Raw genomic sequence first — 13992 nt, 5'->3', positions numbered from 1 at the left:
TTTGATTTGGCTAAGTCTCTACGAACTTTAACTCATCATCGACGAGGTCGGACAAGACACATCACTCACGTGATCGCGTCCGCCCGGAGTTCCGTTAAGACCGCCGAAGTCATACTCGGCTGCTCCAAGCCCAAAAGCTCAAAACAACCCGCAAGGACTCCGCCGTCCACGTTTCTCTTTCTTCTATCTCAACCTGTCAAATAGCCGTCGCACCGAAGAGACCGCAGCCTCCGCCATGCGCACACCACTTCAGAAGGAGTGGTTCGAACAGTCCGTCAGAGGATCCGTCGGACCTCTCCGGGGAGAGGGTGTACCGCGTTTCGTGACCCTGGCGATGCCGCCAGATCCTGCCCTGGTGGAGCGCTTCGATCTTTTGGATCAAGCCCTTCCGGGGGAGCAGGTCCGCCGCCGAGCCCGTTGGCTGGAAGCGAGGAGCGGCCTTATGACGGCCCTGGACGGATCCGTCAACTGCATTTTTTCGAGAATTTCAAAAAGCCGGGCCGAGGCCGTCGGTTTTGCGCGCGCCGCCGGCCACCCGATCGGCCCCTGCGCGCTGCGGCGATGGCCGGCGCGGGCAGGAGACGGGGCAGGGGACGGGGCAGGAGACGGGGCAGGCCGGGACGACAGGGGGAGGCCGCCGCCGGCGGGCGGCGCGCGGTCCGGCGCGCGATCGGCGGAAGGCCGCCGCGCGAAGTCGGGATGGGGAAATCAAGTGACTTGATTATAAGTCCAGCGACTTGATGAAGGGCGAAAAGCTGATAGCTTCGAGCCGCACGTATCGTGAAGGTCTGTCTCTTCCCTCAGCTGTTTCACCGCAGTCCAGCGACAGACGTCCCGTCGCCGGGCTGGGTCGCCCATAAGGGATCCGCAATGGCACAGAATGACGATCGAACCCCGGAATTGCCGTCCAGCCTCGACGCGCCGTCCGTCGAAGGCGTCATGCCGGGTGGCGGAACGGTGCCGTTTCGGCTGCCGGCCGGCGCTCTGACCTATCTCGATCGCAACCAATACATCTCCAATCTCGAGATCGTCGGCTTTTTCCCGTCGGTGAAGGTCACGATCTTCGGAGACGAGCATTCCTGCCTGTGGGCCAAAGGGTCCCGGCGCCTGATCGCCTTCAAAGGCGGATGGGTGGATGTCACGAAGCCGACAAAGGCCCATGTGATCGCCGAGAGCGACCTCGCGACGTTCCAGAGCTGCGTCTACAACGCCCGCCTCAAGAAATGGATCCGCGTCGTTGCGCATCAGATGCCGCTGACGCCAGGAACCCCGCAATATCCGCGCGGAAAATATCATGACGACTATGCCCGGGCGGCGATCGCCGATCCCGGCTTTCGCGGCATCAAGACCTACGACGTCACCAACCCCGAAAAGCCCGAACTGCTCAGCGCGTTCGAGACCGGCCCCAGCGGCCACGGTGTCCATCTGCCGTTCTATGATGGCGGGCAATATGCCTATCTCGCCTGCGGCTGGGACGACCAGTTGCGGATGGAAAGTACGGAGCGCGTCTACAGCAACGGCCTGATGATCGTCGACATGTCCGATCCCGCCAAGGTGAAGGAAGTCTCCAGGTGGTGGGTTCCCGGCCAGCGGCGCGACGAGGCGGAGTTCTACCGCGCGACGTATCCGTTCGCCGGCGATCAGTGTTCGTGGACCGGCAACCGGACGCCGTGCATCGTCCCCAAGCGGGTCGAGGACGGCGGCACCATCGGCTATGGCGGGTGGGGACATTTTGGACTTTACGTCCATGATCTGTCCGACATCCGCAACCCGAAGGTCTATGGCAAGGTGACCCACCCGCTGGAGGCCATCGGGGGCATTCCCTACCATCATGTCGTGCCGGTCACCGCCGATCCCTTGCGCCATCCGCGGCTTCAGAACCTCGTCATCGCGATCCCGGAATCGCTCGAGGCGGACTGCCGGGAGCCGTTCCACACGAGCTATGTCGTCGATGTGAAGGATCCGGCCAAGCCGCGCATCATCGGGCTGTTCCCGCGCCCGATGCCGCATCCCGACGCGCCGTATAAGGACTTCGCAATGGCGCGGGGACGATTCAGTTCGCGCGTCATGCAGCACTGGATCGCACCGGGACAGGCGCGTCCGGAGATCGTCGCCTTGTCCTACCTCAATGCCGGGCTGCGCCTGTTCGACATTTCCGATCCGACCGAGCCGAAGGAGGTGGCGTATTTCGTGCCGCCGCGCGACGGCGATATCTCGGATTATATGAGCTGGCGGCGCGGCACGACGGAAGCCGTCTTTATCGAATGGGATCGGAACCTGATCTGGCTTTCCACCCATGCCGGGCTTTACTGCCTGTCGGCGCCGATCCTCGGCCCGCCGGTGCTCGAACCGATGGCGGTGACGGGCTGGTCGGTCCCGCATGTCAATGCCGGCTGGGACGGATGAGGCAAGGCGGCGTCCGCGCCGCCCGGCAAAAGCCCGGCGGCGCGCAGCTCCCCGGTCAGGCCGCGGCCGCCGAACCGATGGCGGCATTGACCCGCGGCATCACCTCTTCGGCCATGAGCTGCATCGACCGCTTGGCCAGGTCCGGGGACACCCAGTCCATGCCGGCATAGACGATCTCGCCGAAATCGCCGGCCTCCTCCCGCAAGGCGAGGATCTGATCCACCACCTTGTTCACCGTGCCGTAGAGGACGAGCTTGTCCATGATGGAATCGAGCGTCACCGCCTCGTCCGGCTGGTCGCGCTCCTCCTTCATGACGAACAGGCGCTTGGATCGCTTCAGCTTCTTCAGGATCTGTCCGTAATAATGCAGGTACGGGCCGCGCGGATCGGTGCGGGCATAGGCGGCGGCGGTGGCCTCGTCGTCCGCCACGAAGAGGGTGCGCGCGACGCGCCAATCGGCGGGGTTCGCCTTCGCCCCCACCTGGGTCTTGCCTTCCACATAATTGTCCCAATGGGTCTTGATCCATTTGGACAGGAGGAAATTGGCCGACAGCGGATGAAAGTCGCGCCGCCCCATGGCGATGACACCGGGCGAATATGGCGAGAGCACCGTCCCGACGATTTCCGGATACGGCTTCTGCAGCGGCTTCGGGAGATAGCCGACGCCGAGTTCGAGCGCCTGCGAGCGGCGGGTCGAGACTTTGAAGCGGTTGCCGGGCAGGTCGATGTCGTAGGGCGCCTCGCGCTGCCAGATCTCCAGGATGACGTCGATCGCCTCGGCGAAGATCTTGTTGCGGTCCTCGTCCAGAATGCCGAGCGCCTCCGCGTCCGTGGTGAGGGCGCCGGGGCTGATGCCGAGGATGAAGCGGCCGCCCGCCAGATGGTCGAGCATGGCCGCCTGGGCCGCGATCAAAGTGGGGTGCGTCTGGGAGAGGTTGGAGGTGCCGGTCGCCAGCTTGATGGTCTTGGTGTCCGAGACCAGGGAGGCGAGAAACATCATGCTGTTGGTGATGGTTTCGCAGCGGTCGGACAGATGCTCCCCGATGAAGGCGTCGTTGAAACCCAGCCGGTCGGCGAGGATGACCGCCTCGCGGTCTTCCCTCAGGGTCTCGCTCCAATCCCGTTCGATGGGATGGACCGGCATGGTGAAGTACCCAATCTTCATGACAATGCTCCGATGGGGAATGTCTCGGCGCCGGGGGGGCGCCGGACAGGCGAAAGGCCCGGTGGGGCGTTCCACGGATTGACTCTGGCCGCGACGATAGAAGTTGGCTGGACTTTCTAAAACGTCCGGAATTCGAAAATTTACTTTTCCTTTTTGTCCGAAATCATTGCGCGCTGGCGCCGCTCGGCGGGGGTGTCAGGCGTCGCCGCGAAAGGCGCCGAAGCTGCCTTTGTGGAACAGCAAGGGATGGCCGCCCGCGTCCGAGCAGGTGCGCACTTCGCCCACCACGATCTCGTGGTCCCCGCCGGGATGGATGGCCGAGACGCGGCAGCAGAGATGGGCGATGGCGCCGGGCAAAAGCGGCACGCCGCGCGGGCCGAGTTCGATGTCGAGTTCGGCGAAGCGTTCCGCGATGTCCGCGCGGACGAAGCGATGGGAGAGGTCGCGCTGATCGGCGGCGCGGATGTTGACCGCGAACGCGCCGCTGCCGCGGATCGCCGCCCCGGTGGCGCTGCCGCGCCGGGGACAGACCAGCAGCAGGCACGGGTCCAGCGAGACCGAGGTGAGGGAATTGATGGTCATGCCGTGGAATGCGCCCTCGAAGGCGGTCGTGATGACCGCCACCCCCGTGGCGAAGGCGCCGATCACGGTGCGGAAGCGCCGGGGGTCCAGGCTGTCGGATTCCATATGCAGGGCTGCGAGGGACATCGGCGCCTCCGGACTCGGTGGTCGGCCGGGCGGCGGAGGGAGTCCGCCGCCCGGCTGCGCCATCACGGATTGAAGGTGTTGAGCCAGTCGGCCTTGGCCTTGGCCATGTCCTGGACGTTGAGCTTGCTCCAGTCGAACTTGATCAGGTTCAGGCTCTCGATCGGCGGCGAATATTCCGGGATCGGGCTCTTGAAGCCGGCCCGGCCGGAAATCAGCGCCTCGCTCTCGGTGAGGATCTTCTGGCCGGTCTCGGAGAGGATGAAGTCGATCCACAATTTGGCGGCGTTGGGATGGGGCGCCTTGGCGAGGATGAACGTGCTGGGGGCCAGCAGCATCACGCCTTCCTTCGGGAACACGAATTTCAGCTTCGCGCCCTTCTGGTTCATCTGGTAGGCGCGGGTGGGCATGCCCGACAGCGTCATGGTCTGCTCGCCGGTCACCAATCCGGCCGCGAGCTGCTCCGAGCGGCGCAGGAGGATGGGCTTCTTGGCGGCGAGCTTGGTGAAGAAGTCCGCCGGCAGAACGGTCCGCTGGCCCATATAAGTGGCGAGGAAGGTGGTGGAATTGGCGGCGTCGCCCATGCTCAGCTTGCCCTCGGGCACGGCCGCGATCATGTCGGTGTAGGACTTGCCCTTGAAGTCCAGATTCTCGCTGTTCCACATCGGCACGAAGACATATCCGCCGTTGAATGCGAAATAGCCGTCGACGCCCAGTCCCGCTTCGAAGATGCGCTTATAATGCGCGTATTCCGGCGAGCGATATTCCAGCAGCTCGCCTTTGTTCATCCGCTCGAACACCCAGATGGGCGCGGAGATGGCGGCGACGTCGATGGTGACGCGGCTGGCGCCCAGCTCCTGCTCGATGCGGGTGACGAGGTCGCCGGTCTGGGAGAGGGTGTAGTTGACCTTGAACGCTGCCGGCAGGCCGTAGCGTTCCTTGAACGCGCGGACCAGCTTGTCGTTGGTGCCGGGCTGGATCACCGTGTCCCAATAGGACAGGCTGCCCTCCTTGACCGCGCCCTCGATGAGGGCGCCGACGCGCGCCTTTTCCTCGGGCGAGGCGCCTTTCAAAGCGGGGGCCTCCTGGGCCGAGGCCTGGCCCAGCGCGACGGCGCCGAACATGAGGGCCGCGAGGGCCGTGGTGCGCAATGTCATGAATGTCTCCTCCTGAGGGCGCTTGGATCGGGGTCTTTCGCCCCTGTTGGACCGGTCCGCCGCGCCCGAGCGGACTGGCTGGAACGTCGTGGGTCCTACATGTCGCGGGACAGGACGATGCACTGCTCGGGCGCGAGGCCGACGGCGACGCTGTCGCCCGAGCGCACGCCGGCGCTGGGCTGGATGGCGCGCAATTCCACGCCGGCGACATCGACGATGTATTCTTCGAACAATCCCTGGAACGAGGCCGCCCGCACCACGGCCGGGAAGGCCTGGGGGCCGCCGACGCCGCCGGCCGCGATCCGCACATGTTCCTTCCGGACGCAGATCAGCGCCGGGCTGCCGGCCTTCAATTGGCGGTCATGGCCGAGCTTGCCCCAGACCGCAGTGCCGCCGGGAAGCGCCACCTGGGCCCAGTTCGCGGTCGGCCCGGACACGGCGCCGAAGGGCGGGGTCCGCGCCACCTCGATGACCTCGCCTTCGTGCACGTTGAGGCCGAGAAACTGCGCCACGAAGGGGGTAGCCGGGCGATCGAAGACGTCGCGCGGTGCGCCCTCTGTATCGATATGGCCGCGATTCATCACGATGATCCGGTCCGCCAGGCCGAACGCCTCGGACTGGTCGTGGGTCACATAGATGGCGGTAAAGCCGAGACGGTCCTGGAGCATGGACAGCTCCATGCGCATCTGCTCGCGGAGCTGCGCATCGAGGTTCGAGAGCGCCTCGTCGAACAGAACCAGACGCGGCTCGTGAACCAGGGCCCGGGCCAGCGCCACGCGCTGCTGCTGGCCGCCCGACAATTGGGTGGCCGGGCGGTCGTACCAGGCCCCGAGGCCCACCACGTCCAGCATGCGGCGGACCCGGGCCTCCAGCTCCGCTTTGGGCGTCCTGCGGACCTTCAGGGGAAAGCCGACATTCTCCGCCACGCTCATATGCGGCCATACGGCGTAGGACTGGAACACGATGCCCAATTGCCGCGCCTCGGGCATCAGATTGATGCGCCGGGAACTGTCGAATACCACCTTGCCGGCGATCTCGATATAGCCTTCGTCCGCCGTCTCCAGCCCGGCGAGGCAGCGCAGCATGGTGGTCTTGCCGCAGCCGGAGGGGCCGAGCAAAGCAAGGGTGTGCCCCTCTTCCACGGCGAGAGAGATGTTGCTGAGAGCGGTATAGGATCCGAAGGTTTTCTTCAGGCCCCGGACGGTGACGAAGCTCGACGGATCGCTTTTCACGGCGTCCTCCAATTCAGTCCTGCACCAGCGAGGTGCGGGTGACACGGAACAAGGCGAAGGCGGACAGAAGCAGGACGACCTGGATCATCGCCAACGCGGCCACGAAGCCGAAATCCCGCTCGCTCAGCGCCACCAGGGCGACCGAGATGGTCTCCGTGCCCTGACCGAACAGAAGGATGGTGGAGCCCAGTTCGCGGATGAAGATCACGAACAGCATGAGCCAGGCGGCGATCAAAGCCGGCTTCAGCAGCGGCAGCAGCACGTAGCGCATGGTCTGCCACCAGGTGGCGCCGCTCGCCCGCGCGCTCTGCTCCAGCTCCGGATTGATGGCGACCAGCATGGCCGTCACCGTGCGCACCGCCAGCGGGAAGAAATGCGCGACATAGGCGATGAGGATGATCCAGAGCGTGCTGTAGAGCGGGGTGCGCACGGCCAGGATCAGGAAGCCGAGGCCCAGAATGATGCCGGGAATGCCGATCGGCAGCGACAGCACCGCCTCGATGAAGCCGCGGCCGCGCGCCGGGCCCCGGGTGAGGAAATAGCTCTGCAGCACGCTGAGGCCGACGCCGATGCTCGCCCCCGTGACCGCCAGGATGAGGCTGTTCCCGATGGCGGTGCGGGTGAGGTCGTAGTTCAGCAGGACGTAGCTGAAATTGTCGAACGTGAAGAAGCCGGTGCGGAACTGGCCGGTCCAGATGCTCTGCAGCGAGACCATGATCAGGGCGATGATGGGCAGGACCACGCCGACGCCGACGAACAGCAGTTCGAGACCGAGCGCGGCCACCTTGCCCAGCGGCGAAAGCACGATGATGCGCGGGCGATAGCCCTTGCCGCTCACGGTCTCGAACCGGCGCGCGGCGAGATAGTGACGCTGCCACAGGGTGAGCGACACGGTCAGGCACAGCATCAGCATGCCGAAGGCCGACGCGCGGCCGAAATCGGACGGGTATTGCAGAGAGGAATAGATTTCGGTGGGGACGGTGCGGATGCCATGGGTCGCGGCAAGCGCGAACGGCACGTCGAACAGGCCGGCGCTGGTGACGAACACGATCATCGCCGCCGACAGCAGGGCCGGCATCAGCAAGGGCAGGGTGATGCGGCGCAGCGTGTAGACGAACGAGGCGCCGTGCACCCGCGCGGCATCCTCGAGCGCCGAATCCATGCGCCGCAAAGGTGAGATGACGAACAGATAGACATAAGGCGTGTAGAAGATCGACAGCACCCAGATGACGCCCCCCAACCCGTAAATGTTGAGAAAAGGCAGTTTCAGCCCGAAATATTGCTCCGCGAGCCGGTGGAGGATGCCGCTGCCGGGCGCGGCCAGAAAGCGCCACGCTTCCGCGCCGACATAAGGCGACAGGAAGAAGGGGATGAGGTTCGCCACCTCGAACCACCCGCGACCCGGCACGTCGGTGCGCGAGACGATCCAGGCCAGCGACACGCCGAGGACACAACTGAAGACGGTCGCCCCCACCCCGCACAGCAGCGTGTTGCGCGCGGCTTCCAGGAAGCGGGGATCGCCGAGCAGGTTGGTGAAGTTCAACAGCGTGACGCTGACCGTCCCGTCCACGTCCCAATAGAGCAGACTGCGGATGACGGTGGCGAGGAAGGGGCCGAGCACCAGGATGATGCCCGCGAGGACGCCGAGCGCGGGCAGGCCATGTTCCCAGACCCGGGACGTGGGCGCAGGCTCCGCGGATCGCGGGAGGTGCGCCCCGCTCTCCCGGCGATGCGGCTTCGCGAGCGCCTCGCTGCTGACGTTCACGTCCCTCACTCCGCCACGGGCCAGGGTGTTTCGGCGTCGTCCGGCACCGGAACCTGGAAGGCGTTGAGTTGCAGGGCAAGCAGGGTGTAATAGCCGACGAGCCCGGTGAGATCGACGATGCCGTCCTCCCCCAGTAGGGCCTTGGCCTCGCCATAGACCGCATCCGACACGCGTCCGGCCTTCAGCAGATGCGCGACATAGGCATGGGTGATGCGGTCGCCCGCCTCGGAAAAATCGGGGGTTTCGCCCTGCGCGATGGCGGCCAGCGCGGTTTCCGTGATGCCCTGCTTCTGCGCCAGCGGCGCGTGCGCGTACCATTCATAGGCCGCGCGCCAATGGGCGGCGACGGTGACGATGGCCAGTTCCCGCAGGCGCTCCGGCACCTTGCACTGGAAGCGGACATAGACGCCCAATTGCTCCACCCGGCGCGCGAGATCCGGCGAATGCAGCAGCACGCGGAACGGCCCCCGCACCCCGCCGCGCGCGCCGGCATTGATGGAATTGTAGACCTCGGTCTGGGCGGGGCTAAGCCCCTCCCGCGTCAGCAGGGCGATGCGGCTCATGGGTCTCTCTTCGGATAGGCCTCAGGGGCGATCGGCGGGCGGTTCGATCGGAACGTCAGGCCCGCGCGCGCGGGATCTGCTTCGCCTGCGCCGAGTCCGCCGCGGCGATGAAGCCCAGCAAGGCGTCGGCGAACAGGCGGGGCTGCTCCATGACGGAGATATGCCCCGCATCCGGCAGTTCCACATAGGTCGAGCCGGGTGCCTTCGCGTGCATCGCCCGCACCACGTCGGGCGGTGCCCCCTGGTCCTGGGCGCCGGTGAGGAACAGCAGGGGCACGCGAACCGCCGCGAGATGGATCTCGTGATCCAGCTCGCACAAAGCGGCGGCGGAGCCGCAATAGCCATCGACCGAGGTGCGGCGGATGCTGTCGCGCATGCCCTCCACCTCGGCCGGCCGGTGCGCGAGGAAGTGGGGGGTGAACCAGCGGGAAACCGAGCTTTCCACCATGGTTTCCATGCCGCCGTCCCGGGCCTGCCGGCTGCGCTGCGCCCAGGCTTCGCGATAGGAGGGGGGCGCGGTGCCGCGGGCATCGCAGACCGCGATGGACATCATGCGGGCCGGGGCGCGCACGGCCAGTTCCAGCCCCACCATGCCGCCCATGGAGAGGCCGGCGAAATGCACCGCCGAGATGTTGAGCGCATCGAGAATGCCGACCACGTCGTCGGCGAGAAGGGCCAGGCTGTAGGCGCCCGGTATCGCCGCGGATGCGCCATGCCCGCGCGAATCGTAGCGCAGCACCCGGTGGGTCGGGACGAGATGGGGGACGAGGCCGTCCCAGATGCCGAGATCGGTGGCGATGCCGTGGCTGAGCATGATGACCGGCGCATCGTCGGGGCCGTCGAGGCGGACGTGTAGCGCGCACCCATTGCTTTCGACCTTCATGGCGTTCCTTCCCTCGCCTTGCATTGACCGCAAGTGCATCGCCGGTCGGACCGCCGGCGCTTAGGGTTATGTCCCTGGGCGCCAGATTAGCCGCGCGCTTCCCAGATGAAATGTCCGATTGAGAAATTGATTCTTTCCATACGTTCCGGGAATATCGGCCAAACCAACCATAAGGACCGGCTCACTCCCGGATGTTTTTTCGCAAATGCGAAAACGGGGATTTGGGCCGGCGGCTCCGCCCACAGACGGGATTGGCGGGCCGACGCCGGACAGGGACGAACATGAACAAGTTTCTCGCTTTGAGCGTCTTCACCCGGGTGGCGGACAGCGGCGGATTCACAGCCGCCGCGCGGAAGCTGGGCATGTCCGTTTCCGCCGTCACGAAGACCATTACCCGGCTGGAGGACGAGCTCGGCACCCAGCTTTTCAACCGCACCACGCGCCAACTGAGCACCACCGATTACGGGCAGGAATTCTATGAGCGGGCCGTCCAGATCCTCACCGACCTCGAGGATGCGGAACTCGCCCTCCAGCGCGGCAATGTCGCGACGCGCGGGCGCATCCGCGCAGTGGTGCCGCTGTCCTTCGGGCGCGTCACCCTCGTGCCGGAGCTTCCAGCTTTTCTCAGCCGATACCCCGACATCACGCTCGATCTGAATTTCAGCGACAGCAACAAGCCCATCGACCTGGTGGCGGAGGGGTATGACGTGGCGGTGCGCACCGGCCATATCACCGATTCCCGGCTCATCACGCGCCTGCTGCTGCGCAGCCCCCAGGTCACCGTCGCCGCGCCGGCCTATCTGAAAGCGAACGGCACACCGCGCACGCCGCAGGATCTGATCCACCACAATTGCATCACCGGAAACCGCACCGGGCCGGAATGGCATTTCGCCAATCCCAAGGGGCCGGAGATCATCGTTCACGTGAAGGGCAATGCCGTCCTCAATAGCGGCGATGCCCTGCGCGAGGCGGCGGTGGCGGGGCTCGGCATTATCCGCGGCACCTGGTGGCTGGTGCGCAAGGACCTCGAGCGCGGCGACGTCGAATCCATCCTCGCCGATTATGCCGTGGAGGGCACGCCGATCTCCGTGCTGTATCCCGCCAATCGCCATCTGCCGGCGAAGGTGCGCGTGTTCCTCGATTTCCTGATTTCCATTACCCGGATGGGGTGAAGCGCGGGCCGGCACCTGCGTCCGGCGATCGCGGCTCTCACGCGCGCCGCACGCCGGTCAGCAGCGCCACGGCCACGAGCGGCATGGCCGCGAGGGCGAAGCACGGCACATCGTAGCGCCCGGTGAGCGCGAGCAGCATCGCGAACACGGAGGGGCCGGCGACAAAACCCAGAAACACGAACACCGTGCCGCCCGCCGAGGCTTCGCCGACCAGATGCCGCGGCGCCCGGCGGGCGATCTCGGCCAGCTGCACGCCGTTCCACCCGGACACGGTGAGGCCGGCGATCCCGGCGAGACCGAGCAGCGCCGGCAGCGGCCAGTCCGGCCCGGCCAGTCCCAAAGCGAGGGTCGCGGCGCCGGCGGACGCCGCGGACGCGCGCGTGACCGAGATCCCCGAGCCCACCCTGTCCGCGAGCCAGCCGATTCCGATGCGTCCGAACGCGCCGGCGGTCTGCATCACCGCGAAGACCAGGCCGGCCTGCACGGGGGACAGCGCCACGGCGCGCACCAGATAGGTCACCAGAAAGGCGTTCCATCCGCCTTGGGCCATGGCGAGGAAGCCGCCGGCCAAGGCGATGCGGCGCAAGCTTTGTCCCGCCGCCAGCGCCGCGAAGGGCTCGCGCACATTTGCGGGCGAAAATACCAGCCGCATCCGCAAGCGCGAGCGGTCCCGCCCGGCATCCACCCGGCCGCGCACGCCCTGCACAGCGAGAACCGCCGCGGCCAGGATGCCGATCACGCCCCACAGCGCCGCACGCCAGCCGAAGGCCGCGGCGAGCAGCGGCAGCAGCAGCCCGGCGAGCGCGCCCCCGAGGGGCACGCCAGCCTGCTTCAGGGAAAAGATCAGGGTGCGATGGCGCACCGGCGCATAGCGCATCAGGACATCGCTGCCGGCCGGCGTGGACGGGCCGTAGGCCAGTCCGATCAGGATGCTGGCGAGCAGCGGCGCGACCAGGACGGGCACCTGGAGCAGCGCCACGCCCAGCATGCCGAGGCCGAGCCCCGCCTGCACCGCGCGGATCGGTCCCGCGCCGCGGACCAAAGGTCCTCCCGCCACGAGAAACGCGATGGCCCCGATCGTGGACAAGGCGACGAGATAGCCGACCAGCGTATCGGGCCAACCCAGTTCCACCTGCAGGATGGGCGCCAGCGTCGGCAGCATCTGGTTGAGGAAGGACGCCGTCGCCTGCAGCAGCATCATGGCCGCCAGCGCGGACATCCAGCCGTCTTGCGGGGCGTGCGGGTGCGCCGCGTGGCTGGGCTCAGCAGACAGTTGTGCCACCGTCGAGAACGAGGGTGTGTCCGGTCACCGAGGCCGCCCCGTCGCCGGCGAGATAAAGCACGGCCTCGGCCACCTCCTGCGCGGTCGGGAACCGCCCGAGAGGAATGCGGTCGAGCATGCGCGCGCGCGCTTCGGGCGCCTTCAGGAGTTCGGCCCGGGAGGGGGTCATGACCGTGCCGGGCGCAATTGCATTCACCCGGATGCCGAAGCGCGCCCATTCCACCGCGAGCATCTTGGTGAGATGGATCACCCCGGCTTTGGCGATGCCGTACGCCGCCCGGTCCGCCAGGGCGACGATGCCGTGCGTGGAGGCGATGTTGACGATGGCGCCCGGCCGCTTTTCGGCAACGAGCCGGGCGCCGAACGCCTGGCTCATGAAGAAAGCCCCCTTGAGGTTGACGTCGAGCACGGTGTCCCATTCCGACCAGGTGAGGTCCAAAGCGGGGCGGTGCAGCGCGACGCCGGCATTGTTCACGAGGAGATCGAGAGGACCGAGCTTTTCGGCCGCGGCGGCAAGGCACGCTGTGATGCTGTCGGCGTGGCGCAGGTCGAGGGGCAGGGCGACGGAGCCGGGGCCGCAGGCCTGCGCCGCCTGCGCAAGTCCCTCCTCCGCGATGTCCGCGAGGGCGACGCGGGTGCCGCTGCGGGCGAGCGCCATCGCAATGGCGTGCCCGAGCCCTGCGGCGGCGCCCGTCACCAGGGCCGCGCGAGGAGATCCCCCAGTTTCCATTTCTTCCCTTCCCACCGGCCGATGCGGGGCGGCCGGCATTTGTTGCAGGCAAGCTAAAGGGGCGGGCGGGATGGAGGAAAAGGCGAGAAGGAAAATCAGCCTTTCCGGAAAGTCTTAAATGCGAGGTCCCGGCCTCAGCGGGGCCGCGTTCCGCGGCCTTCCCCGCGGGGCGGCTCTCCGGGTGCGCAAGATCGTCGGCGGGTCCGTTCCGGCTGCGGTCGGGGCGGGCTCGGAAGTCGGTCGCACGCGTCCCGGGCGCCGGTCAGCGTTCCGTCGCGCCTTTTCCCGCCAGGATCTTGTCGCGGACCTTTTCGATGCGAGCCCGGCGCGTCGCGGGCGACTTTGTCGTGGTCAGGTGGATGACGTAGCTCCGCTGCCGTCCCGGCGTCAGGCCCTGGAAGGCCGCGGCGAGGTCCGGGTCGGCGGCGAGCGCCTCCGCCAATTCGTCGGGCAGGTCGATCTCGATCGCGGCCCTCGGGGGGCGAATGCCGGCTTCGGCATGGCCCATCGCTTCGGTCAGGTAGGCGAGGATCGACGGTTCCATCTCCGCCACGCGCGCGGCGGTGGTGAAGCGGATCATGTCGGGGTGGCGCGTGTTGGGCCCTTGCTTCTCCAGCATGCCCGCGGGGTCCTGCATCAGGGCCGCGTCGAAGAAGCTGAGGCGGAAGTCGCCGCGGAAGGCGCCGATGATGACGACGTTGCGATCGGCATGCCGGTAGCAGGGATGCCCCCACTTCACGGTCTCGACGAGGCCCACCTGGCGGCAAAGCCCGCGGAGATGGTTCAACCCTTCGCGCCACCGCTGCACGGAGCATTCCGCTGTCGCGAAACGTGCGCAGCGGCCACACCCCTTCGAGAAGTAGTTTTCAATATTCGTAATCATAGTTCACTTTATTGATTTTGCATGATCTGCATTTCATTATGTACTTTTG

General features: G+C 66.6%; 12 protein-coding genes. 2 read left to right on the top strand and 10 right to left on the bottom strand.

Translation table 11 applies throughout. The annotated features are described in order from the left end of the window. Positions 1-870: 870 nt before the first annotated feature. Complete coding sequence (locus EDC64_RS04245) at positions 871-2406, top strand: LVIVD repeat-containing protein (RefSeq protein ID WP_132029947.1); 1536 nt, start codon at positions 871-873, stop codon at positions 2404-2406. Between the two features lie 55 nt (positions 2407-2461). Here the strand turns inward: EDC64_RS04245 and EDC64_RS04240 are convergent, their stop codons facing one another. From EDC64_RS04240 to EDC64_RS04210, 7 genes are all read right to left on the bottom strand, one after another. Continuing rightward, the gene (locus tag EDC64_RS04240; protein ID WP_132029946.1) at positions 2462-3571 is read right to left on the bottom strand and encodes an LLM class flavin-dependent oxidoreductase; all 1110 of its coding nucleotides are present in this window, start codon (positions 3569-3571) and stop codon (positions 2462-2464) included. 195 nt (positions 3572-3766) lie between these two features. Beyond that, positions 3767-4279: a flavin reductase family protein gene (locus tag EDC64_RS04235; protein WP_207915878.1), complete on the bottom strand. Its 513-nt coding sequence runs from the start codon at positions 4277-4279 to the stop codon at positions 3767-3769. A 62-nt stretch (positions 4280-4341) separates the two neighbouring features. After that, a complete protein-coding gene (locus EDC64_RS04230) occupies positions 4342-5433 on the bottom strand; it encodes an ABC transporter substrate-binding protein (RefSeq protein WP_132029945.1) in 1092 nt (363 codons plus the stop codon). A 95-nt stretch (positions 5434-5528) separates the two neighbouring features. After that, positions 5529-6665 (bottom strand): ABC transporter ATP-binding protein, encoded by a 1137-nt coding sequence (locus tag EDC64_RS04225; RefSeq protein ID WP_165933627.1) that lies wholly within the window; start codon positions 6663-6665, stop codon positions 5529-5531. A 13-nt stretch (positions 6666-6678) separates the two neighbouring features. After that, positions 6679-8430: an ABC transporter permease gene (locus tag EDC64_RS04220; protein WP_165933626.1), complete on the bottom strand. Its 1752-nt coding sequence runs from the start codon at positions 8428-8430 to the stop codon at positions 6679-6681. Between the two features lie 5 nt (positions 8431-8435). Continuing rightward, complete coding sequence (locus tag EDC64_RS04215) at positions 8436-8993, bottom strand: carboxymuconolactone decarboxylase family protein (RefSeq protein ID WP_132029942.1); 558 nt, start codon at positions 8991-8993, stop codon at positions 8436-8438. Positions 8994-9048: 55 nt separating this feature from the next. Continuing rightward, positions 9049-9876 carry an alpha/beta fold hydrolase gene (locus tag EDC64_RS04210; RefSeq protein ID WP_165933625.1) on the bottom strand — a complete coding sequence of 276 codons (828 nt, stop codon included), beginning with the start codon at positions 9874-9876 and terminating at the stop codon, positions 9049-9051. A 281-nt stretch (positions 9877-10157) separates the two neighbouring features. Here EDC64_RS04210 and EDC64_RS04205 point away from each other — a divergent pair, with 281 nt between their 5' ends. Continuing rightward, entirely contained in the window at positions 10158-11048 is an 891-nt protein-coding gene (locus tag EDC64_RS04205; RefSeq protein WP_132029940.1) for a LysR family transcriptional regulator, read from the top strand. Between the two features lie 37 nt (positions 11049-11085). Here the strand turns inward: EDC64_RS04205 and EDC64_RS04200 are convergent, their stop codons facing one another. From EDC64_RS04200 to EDC64_RS04190, 3 genes are all read right to left on the bottom strand, one after another. Beyond that, positions 11086-12267, bottom strand: coding sequence for an MFS transporter (locus EDC64_RS04200; RefSeq protein WP_132029939.1), 1182 nt, complete (start codon positions 12265-12267; stop codon positions 11086-11088). Between the two features lie 43 nt (positions 12268-12310). Then, a complete protein-coding gene (locus EDC64_RS04195; RefSeq protein ID WP_132029938.1) occupies positions 12311-13060 on the bottom strand; it encodes an SDR family NAD(P)-dependent oxidoreductase in 750 nt (249 codons plus the stop codon). A gap of 262 nt (positions 13061-13322) precedes the next feature. Further along, the gene (locus EDC64_RS04190; RefSeq protein WP_338023384.1) at positions 13323-13868 is read right to left on the bottom strand and encodes a YdeI/OmpD-associated family protein; all 546 of its coding nucleotides are present in this window, start codon (positions 13866-13868) and stop codon (positions 13323-13325) included. Between the last annotated feature and the right edge of the window lie 124 nt (positions 13869-13992).

This window comes from Aquabacter spiritensis (genome assembly GCF_004346185.1).
In the GTDB taxonomy this organism is placed as follows: domain Bacteria; phylum Pseudomonadota; class Alphaproteobacteria; order Rhizobiales; family Xanthobacteraceae; genus Aquabacter; species Aquabacter spiritensis.
The sequence above is the reverse complement of the archived record's forward strand: the minus strand, read 5'-3'. Positions and strand labels throughout refer to the sequence as shown.